The following is a 26,826-nucleotide window of genomic DNA, read 5'->3' on the forward strand; positions in this document are numbered from 1 at the left end:
CAATAATTATTGAGTGTTGAGTGCTCCTCCATTTACTGCGCTCAGCGACTTTGACGCCGCCAGCCAACTACGCGCAGCGGGTAGTATCCTGCATTCGATCACGCAGTTCTCAGCCTCTTGGTGAGCGCGAGTGAGCAACCCGACAGCACACGGGCGCGCGCTTTACAGGCCGATGCGCTCTTGCGCACCGCGTTCACTTCCTCCTTTGGTGCGACCCCACCCTATGAGGTAGGTGTTGCATGATGGCAATTATGGTACCTTCTAGGCGACGATCGTAATGAGCAGCGAACAAGTCTGTGCGTTAGAAGCCCTTCAGGGTAGGAGATGTCGAATGCCCGCGAATGCAAGCGAAAACGAGAAACACGAGCGGCGGCCACATGTGGGGCCTGAACCGGCTCTGGCATCGGCCGCTTCCGCCGATGGCGCTGGAAAATTCACGACAGCTGCAGCGCGGATTCCATTTACGTTTCGGGAATGGCAGAGCTCGATCGAAGCGACAAGCAACCTGTTCGCTAGGGCACTGAAAGACGAACTAGGTTTGACTGCTTCCATTGTGCACGACCAGGCCACCTTTCTGAAGAATGTTGCGGACTCCAAAACTCCGGCCGAGCTCTTGAGTTGTCACCTGGACCTCCTGGATAAATTCTGGTCGAGGTCGTTCAGCGCGGGCTCGAAGATATTGGATTATCTCAAGCCACAGCCATCACCTGCGGGAAGGCAAGCGATTCACTGAGCCTGTAATAAGACCCCGATCGCAGCTACTTTCTCCTGAGCCGAGGGCATATGTCGCCCACGGACGACGGTGTGGAGCGCTGCATTGGCTTCGGCTGACCCGCCAGGTATTCGTACGATTGCTCTGAACTCGGAATGCCGCGAGTTATCTACGGTTCGTATTGCCGTAGATAACTCTCTTTGTCGAAGGGAGCTTGACACGAACTTGATGAATGAAATGCGTAGTCGCGTCGCGCGAGGGCCTGTCGCCGGAAGGTCGTTCTCACTCTCGACGGCAACCGGTCCACACAGGCCGCTTTTCGTTGGATAATTGCCGCGTCTCGTCAGCTTTCAGTAAGCGAGGCCGGATACAGAGCCGTTGTGGTTAGCGGGACGTGGCAGGGACAGCGCTATCTATCCAGAACGGTAAGCGCCGAGTCACGCTTTCCGCTAAACTCAACGGCAGTGCGGGTGCGGCAGGCATAGTCCCTTTATCCAGCCCCCCGGGTCGGTAGGCGCCAGGCCGCGCCCGCGCTGCTTCCTGTCGCTGACCTTCCGTCTGTGTCAGCTTTAGTGGTTTTGAGCGTTCAGGGGTGGACATGGACGGCTTCAATTTAACAGCTTGGCCTCATGGGCCGCAATTGCGGCGCAACCAGCCGCTGCCAAGTTTGTCTCTTTATGTGCCTGCGGGCTGGCAGCACGGAGACCAGTGGGCGCCGGAAGAGCTCAAGTTGGGAATGCGTTTGCACAACCTTCTGCCATCCGTGTCTGAGCCAAAGAAAAGCCTCACTCTCCGGGACGTGAACTACACAGCCAGTATCGGTCCGCCAGGCTCGGAAGATGAGATTTTTCTCCGCAGAACCTGAACAGGCTTCCGATTGAAGTCAGCCAAGGCGGCAAGTCGCGCCCGCGCTGCCTGCGTCCGAAGCTGACCGCTAAGCCACCTGAGGTGACTACCAGTCCTGGGGCGAGAGCTTCGTCGCCCTGGCCGAGGGTCTGCAGAACGCGCTGTGGTCGCTCGGCGAAGCAGCGCGAGAGCATCGCACCGGGCCAAGGCTGCTCAGCGACAATGGTTCGAGTTACGCGGCGGACGATCTGGCCGAGTGGCTCGACCAGGGGCATGCAGCACGTGCGCGGCGCTCCGTACATCCTCAGGCCCAGGGAAAGATCGAGCGGCGGCATGAGACGCTGAAGAACCGCATCCTGCTCAATAACTAAGACCTACCCGATAATCTCGAAAGTCAGTTCGTCGAACACTATAATCAATCGCCCATTAAGAACCGATTCAGTGGTGATTGGTCGTTGGGGCAGCGATGAATGGTGGTCAGCAAGAGACGCCAAAGAGCCCTCAGCCAGGTGTGGATGGGGCGGAACTTATGAACGACGGCGGAGAGGATGACCTACGGCATCGTCGGGGTGGCCTTTGAGGTCGCAGCGGCCGAGGTGACTGTCGGCCCTCATGTGTCCGATAATGGGTTCGATGGCGGAGCGGCGGCGCAGCTCGCGCTTGATGATGCCGAGGACCCCGCGCTCTTGGCCAAAGATGAAGACGCGATGCGGGTTCTGCGCCTCATGGCCGCGGTATCTCGTTGTCGACACGGCCGCGCGCGATCGCGGGGCCGGTCAACGTCTCGGCGCGCGATGACGTCCCACAGGGTGTGACCGTCATACGGCTTATCAGGCAGCGTCCTGGCATGCAGCACGAACAGACCAGCGGGAGCACGGGATTGTTGGTGACGAAGGAGGCTTTGACACCGAATGGTAAGGTGAGCGGGCCTTGCCTTTTTCCGATGCACTCCACCTCCCGGGGCGTGGAAGGAATACAGCTTCCAGCCGCGCTGGGCTGCTGCTGGGACCGCATCTGGGTGACCCGCTAGCGAGAGGACGAACGCGTTCTCGAGCGAAGACTGACCTTCGATCTAACGGGGATATCGCGGATCATTCTGCGCAGCCGGCTGCGCAGGATGCCCAACTGCCGCTGATGCGCTTGAATTGCTTCGCATGAGCATAGCGGGAAGCCATCATCGTCGTAAGCGGCAAAGAGACCCCATCCGGCGGACTGGATGAGCGATCGGCTATCGGCTGCGGAGTCTGCGAGCCGATGTGAGCTTCTATGTCTGCGCCTAGTTCTGAAACTAGAACCTTCCATATGATCGAAGCGGTCGCCGAGCGTCTTGAGGGGGCGCCGCGACAACTTCGCCGACGCTGGTCGGACGAGTTCAAGGCACAAGTCGTGGCAGAGGCGCTGGAGCCCGGCGCGAGTGTATCGGGGATCGCCCATCGGATCGGCATTCACCCCTCGCAGCTCTTCGCCTGGCGTCGCGATGCTCGGGCCGAACGAACCTACCGCTCGGGGCCTTCCAGTCGCGAAGCCGCGGTGGCGTGCATGTCAGACGCAGTGATCGAGATTGCCATTGGCGGGGTGGTCGTGCGCGCCAGCGTCGATGTCGACGAGGCACACTTGCAGCGGGTGATCGGTCCGATCGGCATGATCCCCTCTGGTGTGAAGGTGTTCCTCGCCAGCCATCCCGTGGACTTCCGCAAGGGCATTGATGGTCTTGTTGCGCTTGTGCGCGATGCCGGCTCGGATCCGTTCGATGGGGCGCTTCATGTGTTCCGGGCCAAAAGAGCCGACCGGATTAAGATCGTGTGGTGGGATGGCTCCGGCGTGTGCCTCTATTTGAAACGCCTTGAAAAGGCGACGTTTTGCTGGCGGCGGATCGGGCATCATCGGGTGCAGCTCACCTCCGCGCAGTTGATGGCACTGGTGGATGGGATGGACTGGAAGCGGGTCCGGGCTGTGCCGGTTAGGCCGCCGGAGATTGTTGGGTAAAAGCGCTGCGGCGAAGTGAATCAACCGGCTGAAAGGGCGAGAGAACCGGAGCAAAATGTGCTCTGGTCGGGTCAATGACGCCGCCCAATTTCGACCTCCCGAATGATGTAGAGACGCTGAAGGCCATGGTGCTTGCCATGGCTGAGAAGGCGGCCCGCGTCGATGCTCTGGAGAGCGAGGTCGACGATCTCAAGGCCCGCAACGCCGATGCCGACGCGCGCATCGCGCGGCTGACGCAGATCCTGAAGGCCTTTGACCGCGTCCGGTTCGGCCGACGATCGGAGAAGCTCGGCCCTGCGAGCATCGATGACGAACAGCAAGCCTTTGCCTTCGAGCAGATCGAGACCGGCATCGCTGCGATCAGGGCACAGGTCAATAAGGGCCGCGAGCGTGCGGATGGCAAACGCGCACCTCGTCGGCGCAAGGGCTTTGCGTCCCATCTGGAACGGATCGAGGTTGTCATCGAGCCGGAAGCGTTGGCTGAGCATGCCGGCAAGCAGAAGGTGCTGATCGGCGAGGACGTGTCGGAGCGTCTGGATGTGGAGCCGGCGAAGTTCCGCGTCATCGTCACGCGCCGTCCCAAGTATGCCTTCAAGAACGAGGACGGCGTGATCCAGGCGCCGGCCCCAGCCCACATCATCGAGGGTGGCATTCCGACCGAAGCCCTTCTGGCCCAGATCGCCGTGTCCAAGTACGCCGATGGCCAACCGCTCTACCGGCAGGAAGCCATCTATGCCCGCGACCAGGTCGAACTTGACCGCCAGCTGATGGCGCAATGGATGGGCAAGCTCGGCTTCGAGCTGGAGATCGTGGCCGACTACATCTTCAGCGAGGTCAAGAAGGCCGAACGGGTCTTTGCCGACGAGACCACCTTGCCGACGCTCGCTCCCGGTTCCGGATCGACGAAGACGGCCTACTTATGGGCCTATGCCCGAGATGATCGAACCTTTGGCGGCAGCGGCCCGCCGATGGTGGCGTATCGCTTCGAAGACAGCCGCTCCGGCGAATGTGCGGCCCGGCATCTCAATGTTTATCGCGGCATCCTGCAGGTTGATGGATACGCCGCCTATAACAAGTTGGCGCGACCCGATCGCGGCAATGATGGCATCACCTTGGCCGGCTGCTGGTCACACAGCAGGCGCAAGTTCTATGAGCTGCATGTTGCAGGAAGCTCGAAAGTGGCAACGACGACGGTCGAACGGATGGCAAAGCTCTGGCAGGTTGAGAAGACCGTGCGCGGCCAAAGCCCCGACGCACGCGTTGCAGCGCGCCAGCAAGCCTCCGCTGCGGTCGTCGCAGATCTCTTCGATCTCTGGCAGCACACCTTGCGGCGGATCTCCGGCAAGTCAAAACTGGCCGAGGCAATCCGCTATGCCGTCTCGCGCCGCTCCCTCTTCGAACGCTTCCTCACTGACGGCCGCATTGAGCTCGACTCCAACATCGTCGAGCGCGCCATCAGGCCACAGACAATCACAAGAAAAAATAGCCTCTTCGCGGGCAGCGATGGCGGCGGACGAACCTGGGCGACCATCGCAACACTGCTGCAGACGGCGAAAATGAACAACGTCGATCCGTTCGCTTGGCTCGCCCTAACACTTCAACGTATCGCCAACGGCTGGCCGAGCAGCGAAATCGACGCGCTCATGCCGTGGAACCACGCCGTGTGACGGCCGCAGCTTGCCGCTTACTCATCGTCGCCGTCTTGGCTATGCGAAGATAGGACTGCCGCAGCTTGAGCCCGCGTTTGATCGCCAGGCGGTTGAGCCCCTTGGTAGCTGTGCGCAGCAGCTTGGCATCGGTTGGGAAGGTGATGGCTTTCGGCTGCACGGTGGTGTCGACGGTGACCCGCTTGAGGTCCGCCTTGCAGAACGGGCTGGCCTTGCGCCAGCAGCAGGCTCTCGGCCCGCAACAGCTTCAGCTTGTCGCCAAGTCGCTTGCGCCATTGGGCTCGGTTCCGAGCGCTCGTGCGGGAAGGCGGGCTGAAAGAACTCTACGCCTGAAGTATTGGAAATACGGGGCGTTCGGCCAGGCTCGCACACACCCCCTCAAGGGATAGACCGCAAATCTGCCTAAGCAGCAGCCGGATCACAAACCGGGTCGCGATCCCAGCTGGCCGTTCTCAGCGGTGACGTTGGATGCTGGACGCAGGAACAACAGGAAGATCGCCAATTCTGGAAGGCTCTGCAACAAAGCGGATGCTATCGGCCATCAACTTGGTCCGGAGCACAAACAGCAATACGCTGATCCGCAGACTGATCCATCGCGGTTAATGCACGGTGAGGGGCCCGGCCGCCGTACCGGGGTTCGACTTGACGCGCAAATTTGAAAACTGAAGCCACGACCTGCGGATGCGCTGGCAAGCCGCCGACGCTTCGCCCAATGATAGAGACTACCAGCTTTAGTAGGTCTGTTGTTTCCGATTTTCAGCTAAGTGAGTAGCGCCGCTGTGAAAACACCTATCGTGCAACAGAAGGCGAGAATCAACCGTGCGAGTTCGGATTGCCCCGCAACGTCAACTTCCGCATTTGGCAGCGCGGCCCGGGCCTGATCAGCTCCTTCTTGAGTGAAGAGCAACGTGCGGCCGGACCGGGACAAACTCAATGCTGTTCGATTTGACCGCGCTACGCCGCACCTCGCTTGCGATAGCCCTATTTGCCGGCGCCGTGATAGGCAGCGCCGGGGCTGATGATACGCCGCCAGGCCTCGGCTCCCCGCCGAGTTCCCGAGCGACCGCCGATCAGCATCGCCTGCCGCCGGATTCTACCACCAAGCACACGCTGGAGCTGCCCGGCCGGACACTTCGTTTCACCGCGACTGCTGGTTCGATCCGCGTTTTGGACGACAAGGGCGAGCCGCAGGCCGACATCGCCTACACCTCCTATCAGCTCGAGGGCACAGATCGCGCCACGCGTGCGGTGACGTTTCTCTTCAATGGCGGCCCAGGCTCATCCTCGGCTTGGCTGCAGTTCGGCTGTGCCGGGCCCTGGCGGCTGCCGATCGATGCGGAGACCGTCACGCCTTCGGCCTCGCCGGAGGTCAGGCCCAACGCCGAGACCTGGCTCGATTTTACCGACCTCGTGTTCATCGATCCCGTCAGCACTGGCTATAGCCGTTTCGTGGCGACCGGCGAGGATGTGCGCAAGCGGTTCTATTCGGTCGATGGCGATGCCAGTTCGATCGCGCTTGTGATGCGTCGCTGGCTCGAAAAGCACGAGCGGCTCTCCTCGCCGAAATATATCGCGGGGGAAAGCTATGGCGGCATTCGCGGGCCCAAGGTGGTGCGCAATCTGCACATTCAGCAGGGCGTTGGCGTGAAGGGTCTGATCCTGGTCTCGCCACTGTTCGACTACCGCGTCGCAGGCACGAGCCTTCTGCAATATGTCGCCACGCTGCCAAGCTATGTCGCGGTGGCACGCGAAGCCAAGGGCGAAGGCAGGGGAGCCGTCACACGCGCCGACCTCACAGATGTCGAAGCTTACGCGCGTGGCGAATTCTTGGCAGACCTCGTCAAGGGGCAGGCAGACAGGGAGGCGACCAACAGACTCGCCGACAAGGTCGCCGCCCTAACTGGTATCGACCAAGCGGTAAGCCGACGGCTGGCAGGGCGCTTTCAGGTCAGTGAATTCCGCCGCGAGTTTGATCGCAAGAGCGGCAAAGTGACTGGCGGTTATGACGCCTCCGCGCGCGGCCTCGATCCTTATCCGGACTCAGATGGCCACCGCTTTGGCGATCCCTCGGGGGATGCGCTGGCGGGGCCGCTGGCGAGTGCCGCCGTGGATGTCCTGACGCGCAAGCTTAACTGGCGGCCGGACGGCTCCTATGAACTGCTGAACCGCGCCGTCGGTCCGGCCTGGAATTTCGGCAACGGCCGCCCCCCGGAATCGCTTTCAGAGCTGCGCCAGATCCTTGCGACGGACCCGAAGATGAACGTGCTGGTCGGACATGGCCTATTCGATCTCGTCACCCCCTATTTCGGCTCGAAGATGGCGCTCGATCAATTGCCACCCTTTGCCTCGGCGGTGCATCGCGTCAAACTCGTGGCCTATTCGGGCGGCCACATGTTCTATTCACGCGACGCCTCGCGCCAGGCCTTTCGAGCAGAGGTCGAAGCAATGATGAAGTAGGCGTGTGTTTCATCAAGTCGAAGGCGAACTCAGTGCTAGGCCAACTGAAATCCTGGTTTCGATGCGAGCCGGAGAGCAGCTCTTGCGATCGCAAAGGGTGCGACAGGTTAGGTTCGAGGAAAAACACTTGAAGTCCTTTTCGCTCTACGTGGACGACCGTTGCCAAAGAGATTGCTGACGCGCTGGAGGCGGACCTGCAACCGCTCGCCACGTGCGGGCCCATCACGCGAACATACAAATCATTCGCCGCTCTCGGATGACCTCACTTTGCTATTGGTTCGCTGGACGGCAGATCTCAGGTGGAGATTAGAATGTCTGCGTTTTCGAAGCTGAACGTACTTGCGCTGCCTTTTACGACAATGATTGCGCTATTCCCGGCATCCGCAAAAGCGCCGATCTGGAGTTCGAGCGATCAGTACGGTAGTTTTTCCCTTGACGGCTATTCCTGGAACAACGACGTATATGGTCAAGGTGCTGGACCTCAGACCATCTCTGTACATTCCGTCAACCAATGGAGCGTGTGGTCGAACCAACCTGATACTGCCGGCATCAAGAGCTATCCCCACGGAGCTTTCAATATTGGGAAACCGCTGAGCGCGATCAACAACCTGAGCTCAAGCTTTAATCAGTGCGTCCCGACTAGCGGCCGCTGGAACTTCGCCTACGATATCTGGGATAGCTCAAATGCCTATGAGATAATGCTTTGGACCAACTACACCGGAAATCCCGACGGAAGCGGTGATGTTAAGCCCATTTCTTACAAATATAATTCTTCAGGCACCTCCGCGATCCCCGTTTTCACAGGTGTAAGTGTGGGGGGAGCCACTTGGAACGTGTTTGAAGGCTGGAACAAACACAAGGTTATCTCGTTCCTGCGCACATCCAAGACCAATAGCGAGACTGTGGATATCAAAAGTATCCTAGAATGGATAAAGTCGAAAGGATATTTCGGTGACATAATCGTCGGCAGCGTCCAATACGGCGTTGAGATAACCTCGTCCCCAGGCGGACAAAACTTCGACGTTAATCATTGGGCTGTGATCTCGAAGTGACTACCTTGGGACTTACGATGTGGTGATCGTCGCACCAGGGCACGCTGTACGATGCGCGTCGTACCAAACCGCGCCAGGCGCTCGTTGTGGGGCCCGACGAAGATCGGCCGCGCTTCATGATGGGCGGCCCTGGCGCCGCAGGCCTCGTGCCGAACTGAATTCGCGGGTTTTCGAATTCTTTAATCGGAAGAGCCGCACTCACCGGCGAATCCCGGACATCGGTTTGCACGATCTTGAGATTCTGTTTCCGGTCAACTCCATTAGGCGATCATCGCGATTGTCATTCTGACTGCAATATTGGCCCTGACGCAATTTTGGTGCAGCTCCGATCGCTCCGCGCCGATTGGTCTCGCTGGGAGCAAATCGATTTTGCCGTGGCCGTACTTTGAGTTTGAGGCGCGTGATCTGCTCCTCGGTCTGTCCTTTGGGCCAACGCAAGGTGATCGCCGCCCGAACCGCCGCTTCGTCGTTCGTAAGGCGCGGGCGGATGAGGCAACACGACTGGCGCTAGCACGCTCGATCCAGGACAACAATTCGGCGGCCGTCTTGGGCGGGATCATGCCGTGGGCTTGGGCAATAATCTCTCGGGCCTCGTCGAGGAAGTCGGCGAGCTTTTGCAGTGTGGGGCGGAGCTGGTCGGCGACGCGGCGCATTGGGCCCGGCCGTCCTTGGCGTCGTCCGCGGGGAACACCGGGGCGATGAAGGCGGAGACGACGCGCCGTGCGCTCTTGCCGGCATGCGCCAGCGCATTGCCCATGAAGTGGACGCCTCTGTAGAGTGCCGTGCTGCCGAATGCGTACTTGATTGATAGCTGCTTGAGATCATGGTGGCGCTGGAAAGTGCGGATTTGCTCACCGCCCGGCATCGTTGAAGCGTACTTATAAGATCTCCGGAAGCAGAGCATCCGGCGTGGTTTCAGGGCGGCCTGAGCAGCTGTTTGAGGTGCCGACGAGCCCCTCATTCAGCCAAATTGTGGCTGATGGAAGAGAAGAACGCGGCCTCCCGGTAGGCTTTCGGCGGTGTAGAACTGACCGTGGATCGAAAAAACGGTTATTAGGATGTCCCGGCTCGGCAGAAGACCCAGGCTCTGCAATATGTTGATCACGGCAGGTGAAGCCTCTTGGGAGGCGTGCGTCCAGCCGTCGCCTAACAACCCTCCCAGTTCAGGCACTTGCGGGACTGGCTGATGGCCTGATGCCGGTCCGGCAGACGGCAGGGGAAGGTTTGGCGCCAGCGCCCAAGGTGCGTCCTCACCCGATTCGAAAGGTGCCGGCGAAGCAAACCCTGGCGCAAGATCGCCATAGATATCTGAGGAAGTCCTTGGTGCCGCCGGCGTAGCTTCACCCGGCAATGCGGGCCGAGGGTGATGAATGAGTTGAACGTCGTTGGGCCCTTCCGGTCCCAAGATGGCGGTGTAGCGTTCGCCGCCGATCTCGTAATTCATGATTGGATGTTCCTCAACAGGCAAGAAGTCCCACTTGCCCAAGGTGGACAGCATCCTGTCGGGGGCCAGCTGGGTGCGATGGGAAAAATTCTCGGGAACGGCGAACGAAACATCAAAAGTATCGCCGATAGCGGGCGACCGCAGATGGACGAGCTGAACATCGTCGAGCCCTCCCGGTCCCAAGGCGGCCGTATAGCGTTCACCGCAAATGTCGTAGGTCTTTACCCGTTGTGCTGCATCCGGCAAGAGGCCCCAGCGGCCAAGCCTGGTGCGCATCAATTTCGGCGCGGCCTGGGTGCCGTGGGAGAAATCCTCGGGAACGCTCAAAGACGCATCAAAGGCGTCGCCGGCTGCGGCGAACGTCTGCTCAACTGCGGTCTGGGCCGCAGCGCCTTGGTTCATCATCCGTCCAGAGTGGTCTTCAGAGGCGGAATTCGGCTGCGGCGAGCTCGGCTGCCAGGCCGCGGCATCGAATAGCATCTCCTGAGCGACACTTTGCACAGGCGAGGGGACTGTTGGACTCATCGTTAGCCAAGGCACCGGTGTATCGAAGGCCTCCGCCGGCAAGAGGTTCTCGCGCTCCGCCGCATCGAAAAGCGCTTCCTGAGGGACACTTTGCACCGGCGAGGGGACGGTTGGACTCATCGTTGGCCAAGGCGCCGGTGTATCGAAGGCCTCCGGCGGCAAGAGGTTCTCGCGCTCCGCGGCATCGAAAAGCGCATCCTGAGCGACACTTTGCACCGGCGAGTGGGCCATTGAACTGACCGTTAGCTCAAGCATTGTCGCCGGCAAGAGGTTCTCGCCATCCGCGGCATCGAAGAGCACGTCCTGGGCGACACTTTCTATAGGAGAATGGGCGGCTAACCCCATTGCAGGCCAGGCCTGCGGAGCATTGAACCCCGGCGGCAATGAGCCGCGCCCATCCGCAACGCTCCCGATCGGCTGCTCATCGGCCGGCATAGGCGACGGGACAGACGGCTGAATGACCTGACGCGAACTGCCTCCTTCTCCGGCTAAATTGTTCTGCGGGGTAATCGCGCGATAATCGCGGAGACCATTCAAGGCGGCGATGAGCGTCTTGTCCTTCGGAAACAATCTGTCCGCGTGGCCAAGCAGCGTATCATCACTAAGCTTGGCAATGGACGAGGGTCGAAGGGCTGCCGCCAACTTCCGCAGACCGCTCGCATAGCCGTTGGCCGTTGTCGGGGCGATCTTTCGACCAAAACCTGCCTCGGCGGCATCCCTGATGAGCCTCTCATCTTCCCTGGAAGGACGATAATGTGTTGAGAGGGGGTGAGCGTTGGCGTCAGGCTCGCGGTACCGACTGACCATAAACAATGCTGGGGCGATGACCTTGTCCTTTGGCAGCAGCTTCCTGGCGTAAGCGAGTAACGTATCGTCATCGAGCCCAGAAATTGATTTGCCGGACTGCTTCAGACCGTCAGCCAATTGGCGAAGCCGACGATCATAAATACTGACTGTGGTAGAACTCGGATGACCTCGCTCGAGCGCAGCGCGGGACGCTGCCTGGATAAGGCGATCGTCTTCCTCAGTGACATCATATAGCTCTGCGTGAGGATATAGGGGGCCCGCCTCTCGCACGTCTGCCAGGTGCTGATCAAACGCTGCTTGCGGCTGTTCCACTATGGCATCTGACCCAATTGACCCGTTGTCGGCTGGGTTGATCGTATTGAATCGGTCCATGGTCAGTCCGCTGGCCTCATTTTCTCGTTATTTCGCTACTCACGTTAGCTTTCCAAAACCTGACGTGGCGAGCCGGGAAGGCAAGATAGAATGAAAGGTAAATGATAGCCGGCAAGTGCCGTCTCTACGGCGCTGCTGCATCGCTCGTGCGGCGAGAGAAAGCGTCGGAATGAAAATGAGCTTCTTCAACTGAGTGGCGGCAGATCGAAATCGACATTGCAGCCGATTAGCTGTGCAGGTACGAAACCAAGCGGATCAGTGACATCATCGGCCAGCTCAGCGTCGCGCTAGGCGATCGTGTTTTGCTCTATATCAAGGGCGGCGCACTGCGGGCTCATTCCAGCACCGGCATCGATCAACCGGCTGTTATTGCATTGCGACAGGCTCTGCTGCGAATGCGACCATCGGTAGCAGGAACGACCAAAACGATCTTCGGCGCACATTAGGTGCAGACGTCGAATATGGCTTCGTACCCGGCGGGGCAGCCAAGCTTGAATACGACAACTTCGATTTCAGCAGACGCTACTCTCCCTGTGTTGGTAACGGGGCAAGTACAGATTGCTGGCGACGGCCCGGCCCGCGCCCTTGACGTTGGAGGCGGACCGCCACTCACCTTCAAACAGCAGTTTCATACAATCAGGTTTGGCGTGAATCACCATTTCCGATTTTGAATCAAACTGGGGCAATCGGCGATCTGTCACGTCGTCAGGACAAACGCACTGGATGAGCTTCGATTGGTGCGGCCTGATCTTGCACGAGATGATGGGAGAGCAATCCGGGTCGCGCGCCATTCACCATGGCGAGGCGTTTTGCACGGCCGCCGAGCGAGCCGCGCGAACAGCTCAGCTGCGCTCGCAGAAAGCATGGCGCCAAATGCGACGCGGTTGCTTGAGCGGCATAGGTCCGCCACACGCTTAGCAGCGCGAGAACTCCCTCAGTTCGCGCCTTTTCAATAAAAGGCTTGCGCTGGCATTGCTGGCCTCGGCCGAGGCGTAAATGATCGCTCTTATTGGCTGTGAGTGCCAGCTCACTCTTAATGTTCTTCTCGATTGGCGAGGTAAGTTGGCCCTTTTTGGAAAAGTCGTGCGTTGCAGCCCTTGTCATCCCGGACGCGCATGAGATGTACGCCCTTGCTCTGGTCACCCAAAAGGGGGAAGCGGTAGGAGCACGCCGGCCGCCGGAATTGCACTGCGCTAATGAGGAACGGAGAGCGCATCGCAATCGTCGAGACGGACTCACAAGGCTCGACGTCAAAGCGGAAAGAGCGTCCTTCGCTACCCTTGATGTGGCCGGGGAAGTAGTCGTCGGTGGTCTTGCTTCGCCAGTTGTCGACCACCGCCGGTCGAGAATCGAGCGCGCCATTGGAAAGCATCGAAATTGAGTCGGGTCCCTTCGCTATTCACCCGGAGTAGTAAGCACGCGCCCCTCGCGCAATGCGCGCTACACTCGACCCTTGCGTCATAAGCACAGCATGATCGTGACACACAGAGCCGGCGCCGTGTTACGGACGTGGTGACGGCGTTCAAGCCAAAGCCGTCGCACAGTGAGTTCGGACATGCGCCTAAACAGGCTATCGGAGCGGTTGCACATTCTGTGTTGTCGTTCCCGCCGCGTCCGACGCTACCGCGGCTGCTCCCTCTTCTCCGTTGCTCTTGTTGCGCGGGGCGAGAGTCGTGTGGTTGGCAAGAGGAGCGACGGCGCGATCGCCATTAACCGTGGTGACAGACCGATTATCTACCATGTCGAGCGGATCGTTCACCATAACGGCCAGATTGTTTTTGGTCGAGCAACCAAGCGTCGGTTCGAACGAATTGTCGTTCACTGCTGGTCCCACGATCGAAAGCGACGGACAGTTCGGAAGATGCGCTTCGAACGTGATCGCCTCGATCCTGACGCCGGAACGGCCGGGTAAATTTAGGGGAGAAGCGGACAGGCGGATGTTATAGGGATCTACGCCCATGGCGCGGGCCTCGTGCGCCACCTGCGCAATGAGCTTAGGGGAGCCGCTGACATCCACATGGAGTGCGTCCCGCCGGCCGCCACTTACGTTGGCGATAAAACTACGCAGCTGAAGCTTCTCGGGGGCGCGGAGGCTCTGCAGGAACATGACTCGCCTTTTTTGTTCGATCTGGACTCCTTGTTCAGCAGCCCTGGGGTAAAGCGAGGCACTATTTGCGCAGCCCCCCAATGTTGCGGCAATGACAATCAAATGGGAAAAGCATCGCAGGGTCATTTGTCGATCCTCATTCGATGATAAAGCCGGCGTTGCCCGTCAATCCTGGTGCGCTCGCGCGCGGCGCATCGCGGCCTTGAGGCGGCCGTGCCAGCGTGTTCGTCAAAATGCGGCCTGCATCTGATGGCGGTGCGATGCGGTCGGTCGGCGCACTTATCCGACTTGGATTTGATCCCGGCCGCACGATGTAAGGTGTGACAACGATAACCAGCTCGGTTTCGCGTTTTTGAAACGATGAAGAGCGAAAAAGCGCACCCAGGATCGGTACATCGCCGAGCCAGGGAAACTCGCCGATATCAGTGTTGAAGTTACGCCTGATGAGGCCGCCGATTGCAAAGCTCTGGCCGCTGGCGAGCTCGACCACGGTACTCGCCCGCCGAGTCGAGAGGGCAGGGACCGCCATACCATTGATCTTGACCTCGCCTTCGCTCGACAGTTCGCTGACTTCCGGCTTCACACGGACATTGATCTGGTTGTTGCTGAGCACAGTGGGGACGAATTCCAAGCTCACACCGAACTGCCGGAATTGGACCGAAACCTGTCGGTTATCCTGCATGACCGGGATCGGAAATTCGCCGCCGGCGAGGAAGCTTGCGGCTTCCCCTGACATCGCTGTCAGATTTGGCTCAGCCAGGATGGAGGCGAGGTGCTCACTGGCGAGAGCGTCGAGAACAGCGCTGAGGTTGGTATTGCCGGCGCTAATCCCGACCCCGATCGTGCCGCCGCCGCCGGCCGCGCCGGACCCGCCCGGTTTGCCGGTAATAAGGAAAGCGCCATTTGGGCCGGAGGCGGTGAAGCGGATATTTAGATCCTTGACGGCGCTGCGGGAGACTTCTGCCACCCGCACGCTGAGATTCACCTGCAGTGAGCCGGCGACCTGGATCTTGTTGACAACCGGCGCGCCCGCGCCAACAAATTGCTCAGTGACCTTCCTCGCCGCCTCAGCGACATCGGCATTGGGCGCCGTCCCGCTAAGGATCGCGCCGCGCGGGGTATAGCTGACCTGAATTGGATAATCGCCGACCTCGGCCCTGAGCGCGGCCCGCAGATCCTCGATCGGTTGGGTGACAACAACCCGCAGCTCGGCAAGAGCCTCTCCGTTGTCGTTCAGGGCGAACAGGCTCGTCCGCCCGGACTTTTTGCCAAACACGAAAATTGTACTGCTCGAGGCAGCCTGATAATCGGCAATGGTCGGGTCGGCAACAAAAATGGTCGCGGCCGGCGCGCTCAGATGAACTGTCTTTCCCTGTGACGAGGTAAGGTTGAGCGTGCCCGTGGTGCTGCCAGGTGCCGCACGTGGCACCTCTCCTTTGCCGTCCCGCTTCGTCTCGGCTGAGGCTGCAAGCGGAAACAGCAAAGCAAATCCGCATACGAGATAGCAGAGACGTGGCAGAGCGGCAGAGCCGCGTGGGCTGGTGATCGTAGGCGGCTGAATAGCGCCGGCGGCATTATTAAGGACCTTCAAGAGATTGTTGCCTTTAAGTGAGACTGCTCCGCAGCCGATGCCGTGCCAATGAGTTCAAGTGTGTAACCGACGCCGCGCGCGGTCTTGATCCTGAGCGTCGCACCGGCCTGGTTCAAATGCGCGCGTAAGCGATAAATCCCGACCTCCAGCGCGTTGGTCGAGACCTCGTCGTCGAACGCGTACAGGCTATCCTCCAGCGATGTGCGCGGCACAGTGCGGCCGGCGCGATTGAGCAGATGTTCGAGAATGCACACCTCACGCCGGGCAATCCGCAGAATTCGACCACCGACCGAGACTTGTCTGGCGATCGGATCGAAATGAAGATTCCCGAATGTCACGACCGGCGCCGTCATTTGCGTTGACCGTCGCAAAATGGCCCGCATGCGAGCGATGAGTTCGTCGATCGACACAGGCTTGGGTAGGAAATCATCTGCCCCGGCATTGAAGGTTGCAATTCGCCGGTTGAGATCATTGAGACTGCTCATCATCATTGCCGGCATTGATCGTCCTTCGCGCCGCAACTGCTTCAACCAGTCCAAACTATCTCCATCCGGCAAGACGGATTCGAGCAGTACGATGTGATAGTTCGCGCAATCCAGCGCGGCTGAGGCCTCATCTAGCGTGGGGGTCACGTCGACCACGAACCCGCAATTCAGAAGCGTTGCCTTCACAGCGCGGCCAAAGTCCGCATGATGATCAACCAGGAGAATTCGCATTCATCGCCTCTCGTCCATCCCCTGCAGGACTTGAGCGTGTCACGTTTGACCATGAGATCCGGCGGAAGCCAGATGCTGCCGGTTTGGCGTGAATTCGAAAAGCCGTAAACGATGCGCAATAGCTTGTTGGCGGGCAACCGATGCCTGCGCGTCCATCGCCATCGGATAAGTGGCTTGCGGGCGCGCGCCGGAGCGGGCGGCGCGGTTCAATATATCCTTTACGCAGGCAAGAGCTCTGCAATCTCTTACGGGGCTGAGAGTCCCGTCGGCGCGTTGCTGCATCTGTTGCCCGAGCATTGCCGTGCCTGGATGCGCGACGCGAACGCCTGCAGTAGCGATCGCGCCAAGCCGCCCGAGCGAAATCAAAGCGCGGGCGAGAGAAGCTGTATTTGCCGCCGAACAGACTTGCGAGAACAACATTGAAAACTCCCCAATCCGTCTTGATTCGCGGTCAGTCTTGCAAGGCTATTGAGCTCGTAAGGCCGTCAAGTCACGGCATTGCAAGTGTTCCGCGTTAAAGACACTTAACGCGCTATGTGTCGGCCAACGGGCTGCAAAAGGCCGAGATGCGATGAAGCGATCAACGCGCCCGAGATAGACATCCTCTCGCTAGCCGGAGATAGCCAAGCAAGATGTCAACTGTTGTGAAGCTCGGTCGCTCGTCCCGCGCTCCTACAGCAGACGAACGATGCAAGCTCTGAAGAGGAGCAGTCGAGTGTGGCCAGGTCGATCGAACCAGCATTGAGGTTTTGAGACGTTTGCAATATTGCCACCTGTCAGGAAGAGTTCACGCGAGCGGATTGTATCGCGAGACTGTCGGAAATCCTACAATCTGACGCGGGGTGAGATTCAAGTGTCTTTAAATGCTCGTTGGTAGCGGTGCCATCAAATTCGGAAGCGTTGTGACGAAACGGCGACACAGTGCGGCATGTCGTCGAGCTGCGCGCGGCCGTCCGTCTCGCTCTGTCCAAGATCGTGAGCATTTGTCCGTCCAATTAAGCGTAGAGCAGTGGGCGAAGAGGCAGGCGTTCTTAGCAAGCGTCGGGTAAGCCATGACGCCAGGATCAGGCGTTCCGATCCGCCTCATACGTGTCAATTTAGCGGGAAGACCGTGGCGAGGGAGCGTCCGCGTGACGTACAGGAGCTAACTTGTAGACTGCCGATCGCGCGAGCCAAGTTGTTCGGCAAGGGGACTGCGGAGAGAATCGATTGCCAGATGTCATTTTGAATGCGGCCTCCATACATTGCGATCGACTATGAGGCGTTTAGGCACGCGCGGCAAAATCGATTGTTTTTATGGAACGCATCCAGATGTCGGATTGGCTGCCCTGTAACAGCGCCGGTTGCCGCGGACGAGTGAATACCCGATGCGATCTCGGCCGAAACATCTGTTGGTTGATCGCGCCGTCAATGTCAGGCCGAGTTAGCTAACACGGGATGCTGCGCGATCAGCGGCTTACTTCACCGAGCCGTCTGCCAACCGTGAGGGCGTCAAAAAATTCATGTCGTTCGATCTCTCAGGGCATCCAAGGTGCCGGGATGCTGAAAAGAGCGGAAACTCACGGGCGAGAGGATGGTCCGGCGTCCTCCCGACCATCGGAAGTGCGTCTTCCGTCGGAGTCCTCAACGGCTGTACCCCTCGATAAGAGTTGATCGGGCCATCGGTCGCCCTCATTGTGTTTAGGTCGTTGTGCGCGAGTTGGAGTTGGTGCGCCGCTTCCACCTCTACCTTGTGTTACCTTGTGGGTGTTGTGGTGCTTGAACGCCAACCAACCCGCCAAATGGTGCGGCCGACAGACTATCTACTCGTTACTATCCCGCTTGTAGGGATTGTTTCCGCTACCGGTGCGGTAGCTTTCCAAATTTCCACCCAGGAACAGCCGCTCGGTTTCTCGGGTTGGGGTTCTGCCCAGCGAGCACATCAAATCGACGTCCGCATCGATGTTGTCGTGATCTTCGGCATTCATTCTAAGCGCAATGCTACTCAGCACGTCGTCGGGCGTCCAGACAGTGAGCTTCGGCAAGGTGTAGGTGTGCAGCGCGTCTGCATTGTTGGCGATCGCTCTCGCCAAGTGATCGCGAGAAGCGACGAGTTTTGCCGGATCTTCGACCAATGATACGAAGGGTGATGTTGTTGTCTTGCCGCGCATATGCCAGCCAGCTTGGCGCGCTCGGTCAATGGGATACCGCTCCGGATGATCTCCAACTGAAGAATGATCCCGAGCCGTATTGCGGACATGCACTATTGCGCGGGTGTTTTCTTCTGCGTGCGGCTTGCAATCACTGTCCCGATTCTGAAAACGCCGCAATGTGACATATGACGACCGCACCACGTCGTTGAACACGCTGTCTCGATCAACGGCAGATGCGGTCGCAGGTGACCAACGTGCCGCTTGCTGCTCGGCAAGATCGATCTCACTCCGAAGCGCTTCAAGAGTTGCACCTGTCAGTGTTGCCGCAAGCTGAGCGCGCGCGCTGACAAATGATGAGGCCGGATAGCGACTGCTCCCCGAGGCGGCCTCGCCTGGCACGGACGAGGACGTGGCAGTCGCGGAGTTTGGCGCTAAGGAGACTGAAACCGACGGTGGGGAGATCGAATTTAGGTCGTCTAGATCTAAGTCATTCAGCTGCTGCTCGAAGCTTGCTTGATCTTCTGAATTGTGTGCCGGTGTGCCGATCTGGGCGTCAAGCTCGTCCTGTTGGCCGTGGGGCGGCTGTTGTAACGCGTTGTGAGCCTCGAAGGGGGGGTGCGGCATTTCGTGGATCAACATTCATCTCTCTCTCTGCCCTTCGAAGTGCCGGATGTCGGCGTAGATTGTTGCAGGTTCAGCTTTCGAGAAGCTGACGGGCCAGGAAGACGGCCATTTAGTTTCAGCTTCTTGAGGAAGCCGAATGGAGCCAGTCAGCGAGGCGTGCGGTCAGCTGGATGGATGCTGCGCAAAGCGACGGTTCAAAATGCTGTGCTGCCTTGAGCCTTATGGCATTGCTGTTCCACTAGGCCGAGGTCGCGTGTCTTGACTGAGCTTGTTCGGTGCCTCGCATCAGGTTCGCTTCACCACCACATTGCGAGCGCGTTTGGCAGACAGTCGTTGCATGGCAAGATAGACAAGCTGGCGCTTGCGGCCGGTCGAAAAGGTCTTTCGTACATCGCCCGCTTATGCAGATGTGAGAATTGCATTCTCTCGCTCGTATGCCCAGCGGGAATGAGCGCAACCGGTTTCCGCTTTGTGGTGTCCAGGCGGACGGCGCTCGATCGTATCGTTCTGGTCGACGCGCGCGGGGCTAAACCATTCAGCAAAAACTGACCTACGAGGTTGTGATGTCGGAATACCCGTGACAACTACTTGCGCGTCGTTGCGGCAGGCTGCTTTGTACAGGCGCGAACTCGTTTGTTGTCTGGAATCAACCAAACGGCTTGCGAGAACGACGTCTTGAAAAATGCCATCTACAGTACTTATCGAGGGAGAAGAGCATATGAAGTTTACTGGCCGAGGACTAACGATCCTGTTGTCCTTGCTATCGGCCGCGAGCGCGCCGGCGAGAGCCGATGAGCCCTCGCCGAAATACACCGAGGTGCTCGGTGCCCTCCAGGCGGGGAAGAATGTGAAGCTCATACTGGACATGAGCCGCTGTAGCAGCGCGGAGGGTGGCAAGCCTGCCTCGGCGACGCAGGCCGGTCTGGTCATCAATGCTTTCAGGGTAACCGTCCAGAACGGCATCAGCTTCTCCAATGCTCATCAAACGGTCGACAGCTCCGGACGTGCCGTGACCGAATACATCCGCCATAGTCTTAGCCGCGAAGGCAAGCTGACGGTGCGAGCCTCGAAACTTGTCGTCGGGGCCACCGAACTCGTGAACCAAGGCGAATTCATCTGCGAACTGCCGGATGGAGCAAAGTTCATCTGGTAACGAAGAGCACAGAACAGGGGTGCGCCTCAAAGACTGATCCTTTAATCGTGCGGACACCTTCGTGCGGCATGATACGGATCCTTTTCGATCGTCAGGAACGGTCAGAGGGTTTCTAGCCGCCCTTTCGTCGGGGAGGATCAAGTTGCACGCACTTGCTGCTCAGATAACTCATGAGGGCCGTCGATCTCCAGTCGATGTCAGGATTGGAAGATCGGCGGTTCAGGCGGTCGCCTTACAGGTTGGGGCCAAGCCTCTCACTTGAACGCTCCAGATGAGCTCGCCAAGCTACGTCCGCACGCTGTCTCGCGGTCTTTGTGAGAACGTTATTTCCATGCCAATTCAGCCGTGGGCTCGCGATGATGATACTCGACCCTAGGCCAATCCGGGATGCTATCGTATTTTCATTCCACGTCCTGTGGGAGCCTTTCATCTGAATTGCGGTGCTGCCGAATGCAGCCACAACGTGATTGATTCAGCGGCTTAAGATCTGACGCTCAAGTGTACCAAGCCGGACTGCAGGATTGATCGATATAACGCGATCAACCCACCGGTGGTCGCGCCCTTCTCTTCCATCGGCCGCAATCTTGGCCGAACGAGGTGCTCGTCCACACCTCAGGCAGCTACTCAAGCTCCCGAAGCTGGCATCGCTCCCTCTTCTTTCGCTACTCACGTTAGCTTTCCAAAACGGACCTGGCCGGGCAGAAAGATAGAATGATAATGGTCGGCAAGTGCCTTTTACAACCTGAGGACAAATGCTCCGAATTTAGAGACGGTACAGGCTTCGGCTGAGGCTGATTTTCCAAGCGCGGTAGGTGACCAGTCCCCCCGCGCTGGCAGTTAGACCGGAGCATTATAGCGCCAACGCTGCTTTCGACTGTTCCGAGCATCGGAAAGGCAAATCACCCTTCCGGAGCCTCTTCCATCAGCCTCCTGTTCCTGACTTTCTGTAGGGATTCGATGTGCTAGCGGTCCGATAGTCATCCAGATTCCCACCCAGAAACAGTACCTCTCGTTCTTCAGTTGGGGTATCGCTCACCCATGCCAGATCGGGTTCATCATCCTCAGTCCCGTCCTCAAGAATACTGACGATCTCTTCCGCCGTCCAAGTTGCAACCCTCGGCACCGTGTAGGTGTGCAACTCATTCGCGTTCTCCGCGATGACTTTGGCACCATACTCGTTGTCATCGTCCGGCGAAAGGGCAGTTGTGAGGCCTCCTCGGACAGTGACACAAAAGGCGAAGAACTGGTGTCGCCCCTCATGTGCTCTGCCGCTGCGCGACCCAGATCAAGTCGTTGGCCTCCCCAGATATTCCAGGGAGCTTCGCGGTAACGCAAAGCCGCCATGGAGCGCAAATGAGCCATCGCGCTTTGACCGTCCAACCCATGTGGCTTGCAATCGCTGGCGTGGTTCTGAAGGCGCTGCAGCTCCGCGTATGACGATGCCATCACGTCGTCGTAAATGCGGCCACTATCGATGCGGACGGCTGATGGTCCGGTCGCTCTTGACCATTGTGCTGATCTTTGCCCAGCAAGCTCGATTTCTCTTCTGAGTTCCGCAATGTTCGCGCAGGTCAGTGTTGCGGCAAGCTGAGCGCGCGTTCTGACGAAGGATGCAACCGCGCACCGTTCGTTCTCTGGGATAGCTCGTGCTCTCTTGTTGCCATCCGTTACAGTCTGGTTCGATCCAGCCCCGGGTGCACCTGAGGCTGCGAGGATTGGCTGAGACTCTCTAAGCTGCTGCTCAAAGTCTGCTTGTGCTGTCTCATCCTGTTGCGGCTCGAGGTAATTCATCCGAGCCTCGGATGGCTTGACGTTGTCAAATGGGGCCATTCCGTTCTCCCTTTGGCAGGCTTGTCAATAAACTCATTCGTGCAAAGTTGATCTGATAAGGATCAACAACCGAGACGCGCACAATGTCTATAAAACGCGCCGGGCCTGGTTCTCGAGCGGGTCGGTGTGTTGAGGGCATACGGGTGGGACCCGACCCGGGACCCAGGTCATGCTTTTCTTCCAGATTATGAGCCATCAAGTCGGCGCCCTGTCTGGATAGAGATGTTGCTATGCTAGAAGGCTTAGCTGTCGAACAGCTGACCACACTCATTGTTTGAAGAAAAATCGGGACCCTTGCGGCTGTGCTGGATAGCCCGGTTCAGAGCTGAGTTTGGCGAGATGAGGCGCCATTGTTGCTGTCCCGCTCCACGGCAGCACCGTGGGAAAGGGCCGGGAGAAGCAGCCCGGCGGAAGCGCAGCAATCGGTGAGCTCGAGCTGCGTGGAGAAGTCTGACTGGGCCAGCTTGCATGGGCTGCGAGTGGATGTCCTTGAAATGTTCGGCAAGATGCAAGCTGTGATCCGAACAGCTGAATCTGGCTGCAGTCATCGGATTCGTGACCGGGCCGGGTGGCGTGAACCTCATTATCCTCGGTTGGGCCTGCTGATGCGAGGGGGCGCATCGGCGCGCCGGTCGCAAAACACGACCCGCGCGGGGCAAGGCGCTGATCCTGATCAGTCACGATCTGGCACGGGTCTCCCGCGTCGCGGATGAGATCCTCGTCATGCGAGGAGGAGAGGTCGTCGAAAGCGATCCCGCCGTCCAGATATTCAAAGATCCGCGACACCTCTATACTCGTCAGCTGCTGGACATCATGCCATCGGGCCAGCCGCGCGGCTCACATCTCTCACCATCGACTATTGTGCGTTCGCCTGGTCGGCAAGCGCAGCCCCACGCACGTGCAATCACTGCCGCAAGCTCGTTCCATCCTGCTCGAAGCGACAGGTCTGGTGAAGCGCTTTGAGGCCCCGGACGGCGCTTTACGGGCGGCGGTGGACGGCGTCCCTTCGAACTGCGATCCGGCGAGACTTTGGTCATCGTGGGTGAGCCCGGATCAGGAAAGTCAACGACCGCGCGCATTATACTGGCGCTCGACGAGCCTGACCGGGGAGCCGTTCAGTTTGCAGGCCGATCTTGGACCACGCTTGCCGAACGGGAACGGCGGCCTCGGCGGCGCTCGATATGGATGATTTACCAGGACCGTCTTGGCTCGTTTGGTCCACATTGGACGGTCGGACGCATCATATGCGACAGCCTTTCGAGCGACGTTGAGACACGGAGCAAGCGGCAGGAGCGCCATCGAGCTTCTCGATATGATGGGACTATCCCTGGCTTTGCTAGACCGAGGACCGCTCGAGCTCTCGGGCGGTCAGCGCCATCGCCCCAATCCTGCTGTAATGGTCCGTGAGGCCGGCGATCCGCAAGTGCGGAATCGCAAATCATCGATTGCCTGCCCGCAAGCAATTGCAGCTCTTGCTCACCTGCAAACGACCTCGGGATCTTTGCTTCCACGATAGCCTAGCAATCATGGTGCGGTTCCTGACAGCAAGATCGTGTTCGTCAGATTCAAAACATTCGATATCAATTTCGATTTCATGACGCCTATTCAGCCGGTTATTCCGACTGATGCGGCTGGCACGGTCGTTGCTATCAATAGGGTGAAGCCAGCCGAGTGCAGAATTAGATGAACGATCATTTTTGTGCCCGTAAGCCGCGGGTCCATTCTGAAAAAGAAGCAGGACCAAAATGTTGCACACTCGGTTTGTTGGAGAGTGATGTGGATTGTCCAAAAGCTGACGAAAAAACCGCAATTTTGCACATATCGGCAGTGTCAAACGAACGTTCATTATCAAAGGTGGCGAGTTTGGTGAACAATCGCGCCGAGTAGCAGTGGGGAGCATGACTAGAAGTCCGCTGACGTGCTCAAGCGTCAGCTGCGCACCGACCTAATAGGAGCCGCATCGACGCAACGTGTCGCCAATGCAGACGAGTTCGCCACAAAGCGCATAGCTTGCGTCCAGGCCGAGCGCAAAAAGGTCAGTAACAGGCCCCTCGTAATCCGTACAACGGAATCCTCGACATGTCGCAAAGGATCGGCGCTGATAGCGAGTGCACCGTGGATGAAGGGGCAGAGCACTGCGCAGATCCGAAAAACAAGATTGCATCAGATGGCGAGTTTGTTCGGTACTGGAGCCGAGCTGCCGATCGGCTGCGCGCGGTCGCAGCTGTCGGGAGGCGAACCGAGGAGTCGATCAAACGGACCGGTATCGGTTTGCAGCTCTCCTCGGAGAACTTTACCGGCCACGACCTCTCAGATTTCCCCTTGCGACGCTGTACTCTCAATCGTGCGCAGCTCTACGGAGCAAAGTTGGATCGCGCAGATCTTTCCGGGGCGAACCTTATTTGTCCGGGGCTAGAGCGGGCAAGTTTCCTCGGGGCCAAGCTCGATTTTGCCTATATGCATGGGATGGCAGCGCAGGTCTGCAACTTCGATGATGCCAGTCTGCGCAATGTAATTGATGCAACCGGCAGCCTTTTTCACGGTTGCAGCATGAAAAGGGCACGCTTTGACAACGCGATGCTCAGCGGGCTCCTCGTTTACCAGTGCGACGCGAGTGATGCTGTATTTGATGGCGCGGAATTACAGGGGTCAACCATCAATGAATGCTTCCTTCCTTCCGCTTCGTTCCGGTTTGCTAAGCTGAGCCAAGTCACGATCACGAAGGCGCATCTGGCGGACTGCTCGTTCTTCCAATCAAAGGGGGACTGCTTATCGATCGTGCGTCCAACCTCCGTCGACGGTCTTGTCTTGGAAGGCGCTCATCTTCCTTATCTGAGACTGTCAAAGGTGAGCGGGCGGATTACGGCGAGAGCCTTGAGCGCCCCATTTGCTGATCTTCACCTGTCAAATCTCGCGAGTGCGGAGCTGGAGCAGGCAGACTTGACCGAGGCGCGGCTACTGTCCGTAGGGTTGTCTGACGCAAACCTCGTCGGTGCTGTGTTGAACCGTGCATCTATTCATGCCTGTCAGCTGGATGGAGCGGACCTATCTCGCGCGTCAGGCGAAAGCATTTCGATAACCGAGAGCACAATGCGAGCCGCTAAACTCACCGGTTTTCGTGGCCGCTGCGCCTTTGTGCGCGACTGCGATCTCGAACATGCGGATTTATCCCAGGCTTACCTCTACAGGTCGATGATCACCGGGGATCCGCCGCAATCAATGGCGTTGGATCACGCAAATCTCGAAGGATCCAATCTCGTTCAGGCATACCTTGCCGCGGGTATGACCGACAGCAACCTGGAGGCAACGCGGGCCGCATACGTTCGCATGAACCAATCGTCCTTGCGCGATGCGAATCTGAGCGGGATATCGCCCTTCCAGGCCAGCTTCGTAAAGGTCGACTTTTCGGGTGCTAAGATAACCACTTTCGAGCCACCGTTTTTTGCTGACCGTTGTCGCGGACTGCAGGTCGCTCTGGAGGGCGACCAGCCCCGCGAGCCATCAAACTATCTGGCCGAATTCTCATCGTTGATCAGGCGTAGCCGAGAAGGGTCAACCTGACTGCTTGGAAACCGCAAAATAGAGGGGACTACAGCGCCCGTGAGCTTACAACACCTAGTTGCGCTCGTTCGAGCTCTGAGCGGACATTAAAGCTCTTTGGAGCTCGTTGGCGTGCGCGGCGCGCGCGAGACGCTACGGGCGCGCACCTTCCGCGATCCGAGCGCGCCACTCTTTCGGGTTCAAAAAACTGGAGTAAGAAAATGCATCTGGCAGGTCTTTCCGCAGGCAAGGCGTTCATCCGGGAGGTCGCGAGAACAGGTCAGGCGATTGGGACGGTACACACACTCGGCGCTCTGCATCTCGGGCATGCAGAACTGATCAGAAGAGCGGCATTGGAGAATGATGTCGCGATTGTCACAGTGTACCCCAACAAGATCCAGCTTAGACCAGGCAGGAGCTACGATTTCAATTTGGACGATGATATTGGACTTGCCTTACGTGCGGGAGCGACTGCCGTGATTTCCTCTAACGACGCCGAAATGTTCCCGCCTGACTATCGAACGTTTGTATCGCAAGGTGACTATCATTTGCGTTTAGATGGGCCTGAGGCGTGCTTGAAGGAAGCCGTTACCGGAGCAGTCCGCTGGATCTGTTATGCGCGACCGACGCGCAGCTACTTCGGCCTGAAAGATATCGGTCAGGCGATCCTGGTGAAGCGCGCCGCCGCAGACCTCCTTCTCGATTGCGAGATAAGGTTTGTGCCGACCGTGAGATACAAGAATGGAGTTCCCATTTCGTCTCGCTTGAGGCGATTTAGCCGCTCGGAGCTTGATGAGCTGTCGTGTCTGTTCACGGCCCTCGACCATGCAAGGCAAGAGATCGCCCGAGGAGCGGCGAGCGTCAAGGATCTGGTAGCGTCGGCTACATCTCGGGTCAAGTTCCGACGGTTTAAACTCGATTTTGTTCGGATTGTCGGCGCTGACAACTTCGAAGATCTACAGCAGGTCAAGCTCCCTTTCATAATTGTTGGAGCAGCAATGGCTCATGGCCTCAGGATTTTCGATAGTATCTACGTTCCGGATCAGGATACACTTCTAAATGGTGCTCCGGATCTCTGGATCGATCTGCCTGAGCAGTCGTAGCCAGACGAATATTCATAGCATGATCTTCACAAAACTAGTGCGCTGGCGTGGCGTGGGAACAACGTGCAAAGGAAGCCGAGCTGATCACTTAGCTGCGCTAACATTTCCCCGAGATTCACAGGCCGCGAAGTCAGACTACCACCCGCTCGCGCGCCCAGCGCA

At 58.6% G+C, this 26,826-nt stretch carries 16 protein-coding genes and 4 pseudogenes; 10 read left to right on the top strand and 10 right to left on the bottom strand.

What is annotated here, in order from left to right:
* The first annotated feature begins 331 nt into the window (after positions 1-331).
* Entirely contained in the window at positions 332-733 is a 402-nt protein-coding gene (locus tag A5906_RS27380; RefSeq protein WP_080138357.1) for a hypothetical protein, read from the top strand.
* Positions 734-1,761: 1,028 nt separating this feature from the next.
* A pseudogene (locus A5906_RS41750) lies at positions 1,762-1,926 on the top strand (IS3 family transposase); the annotation flags it as partial.
* 47 nt (positions 1,927-1,973) lie between these two features.
* On the opposite strand, the pseudogene A5906_RS45125 reads toward A5906_RS41750, so the two are convergent.
* Positions 1,974-2,736: pseudogene (locus A5906_RS45125) on the bottom strand (transposase family protein); the annotation flags it as partial.
* A 124-nt stretch (positions 2,737-2,860) separates the two neighbouring features.
* Between A5906_RS45125 and tnpB the strand changes: the two are divergent.
* Both tnpB and tnpC read left to right on the top strand, forming a co-directional pair.
* Entirely contained in the window at positions 2,861-3,544 is a 684-nt protein-coding gene (gene tnpB / locus A5906_RS45130) for an IS66 family insertion sequence element accessory protein TnpB (RefSeq protein WP_245326935.1), read from the top strand.
* 74 nt (positions 3,545-3,618) lie between these two features.
* Positions 3,619-5,211 (top strand): IS66 family transposase, encoded by a 1,593-nt coding sequence (gene tnpC / locus A5906_RS27405; RefSeq protein WP_080138359.1) that lies wholly within the window; start codon positions 3,619-3,621, stop codon positions 5,209-5,211.
* Between the two features lie 22 nt (positions 5,212-5,233).
* On the opposite strand, the pseudogene A5906_RS45135 reads toward tnpC, so the two are convergent.
* A pseudogene (locus A5906_RS45135) lies at positions 5,234-5,651 on the bottom strand (IS5/IS1182 family transposase); the annotation flags it as partial.
* Between the two features lie 493 nt (positions 5,652-6,144).
* Between A5906_RS45135 and A5906_RS27415 the strand changes: the two are divergent.
* Both A5906_RS27415 and A5906_RS27420 read left to right on the top strand, forming a co-directional pair.
* Positions 6,145-7,668, top strand: a complete 1,524-nt coding sequence (locus A5906_RS27415; protein ID WP_080138360.1) for a S10 family peptidase — start codon at positions 6,145-6,147, stop codon at positions 7,666-7,668.
* A 311-nt stretch (positions 7,669-7,979) separates the two neighbouring features.
* Positions 7,980-8,720, top strand: a complete 741-nt coding sequence (locus tag A5906_RS27420) for a glycoside hydrolase family 12 protein (protein ID WP_080138361.1) — start codon at positions 7,980-7,982, stop codon at positions 8,718-8,720.
* Positions 8,721-9,307: 587 nt separating this feature from the next.
* Here the strand turns inward: A5906_RS27420 and A5906_RS41755 are convergent.
* From A5906_RS41755 to A5906_RS27460, 8 genes and pseudogenes are all read right to left on the bottom strand, one after another.
* Positions 9,308-9,486, bottom strand: a pseudogene (locus A5906_RS41755) (transposase); the annotation flags it as partial.
* Positions 9,487-9,681: 195 nt separating this feature from the next.
* Positions 9,682-11,868, bottom strand: coding sequence for a hypothetical protein (locus A5906_RS27430; protein ID WP_080138363.1), 2,187 nt, complete (start codon positions 11,866-11,868; stop codon positions 9,682-9,684).
* A gap of 1,033 nt (positions 11,869-12,901) precedes the next feature.
* Positions 12,902-13,240 (bottom strand): hypothetical protein, encoded by a 339-nt coding sequence (locus A5906_RS42675; RefSeq protein ID WP_080138364.1) that lies wholly within the window; start codon positions 13,238-13,240, stop codon positions 12,902-12,904.
* Between the two features lie 198 nt (positions 13,241-13,438).
* Positions 13,439-14,101, bottom strand: a complete 663-nt coding sequence (locus tag A5906_RS27440) for a CpaD family pilus assembly lipoprotein (protein WP_080138365.1) — start codon at positions 14,099-14,101, stop codon at positions 13,439-13,441.
* A gap of 10 nt (positions 14,102-14,111) precedes the next feature.
* Positions 14,112-15,566, bottom strand: a complete 1,455-nt coding sequence (locus tag A5906_RS27445; protein WP_080138366.1) for a type II and III secretion system protein family protein — start codon at positions 15,564-15,566, stop codon at positions 14,112-14,114.
* Positions 15,563-16,282 (bottom strand): response regulator, encoded by a 720-nt coding sequence (locus A5906_RS27450; RefSeq protein WP_080138367.1) that lies wholly within the window; start codon positions 16,280-16,282, stop codon positions 15,563-15,565. The genes A5906_RS27445 and A5906_RS27450 overlap by 4 nt, the downstream gene beginning before the upstream one ends.
* A 39-nt stretch (positions 16,283-16,321) precedes the next feature.
* The gene (locus A5906_RS27455) at positions 16,322-16,702 is read right to left on the bottom strand and encodes a hypothetical protein (RefSeq protein ID WP_080138368.1); all 381 of its coding nucleotides are present in this window, start codon (positions 16,700-16,702) and stop codon (positions 16,322-16,324) included.
* A 1,382-nt stretch (positions 16,703-18,084) separates the two neighbouring features.
* The gene (locus A5906_RS27460) at positions 18,085-19,053 is read right to left on the bottom strand and encodes a hypothetical protein (RefSeq protein WP_245326936.1); all 969 of its coding nucleotides are present in this window, start codon (positions 19,051-19,053) and stop codon (positions 18,085-18,087) included.
* A gap of 703 nt (positions 19,054-19,756) precedes the next feature.
* On the opposite strand from A5906_RS27460, the gene A5906_RS27465 reads away from it, so the two are divergent.
* From A5906_RS27465 to A5906_RS27485, 4 genes are all read left to right on the top strand, one after another.
* Positions 19,757-20,191, top strand: a complete 435-nt coding sequence (locus tag A5906_RS27465) for a VirK family protein (RefSeq protein WP_080138369.1) — start codon at positions 19,757-19,759, stop codon at positions 20,189-20,191.
* A gap of 2,868 nt (positions 20,192-23,059) precedes the next feature.
* Positions 23,060-23,428 (top strand): ATP-binding cassette domain-containing protein, encoded by a 369-nt coding sequence (locus tag A5906_RS45145; RefSeq protein ID WP_245326937.1) that lies wholly within the window; start codon positions 23,060-23,062, stop codon positions 23,426-23,428.
* Positions 23,429-24,100: 672 nt separating this feature from the next.
* Positions 24,101-25,582 carry a pentapeptide repeat-containing protein gene (locus A5906_RS27480; protein ID WP_080138370.1) on the top strand — a complete coding sequence of 494 codons (1,482 nt, stop codon included), beginning with the start codon at positions 24,101-24,103 and terminating at the stop codon, positions 25,580-25,582.
* Positions 25,583-25,782: 200 nt separating this feature from the next.
* Positions 25,783-26,664, top strand: coding sequence for a pantoate--beta-alanine ligase (locus A5906_RS27485; RefSeq protein WP_080138371.1), 882 nt, complete (start codon positions 25,783-25,785; stop codon positions 26,662-26,664).
* The last annotated feature ends 162 nt before the right edge of the window (positions 26,665-26,826 follow it).

Source organism: Bradyrhizobium sacchari, assembly GCF_002068095.1.
GTDB classification, from domain to species: domain Bacteria; phylum Pseudomonadota; class Alphaproteobacteria; order Rhizobiales; family Xanthobacteraceae; genus Bradyrhizobium; species Bradyrhizobium sacchari.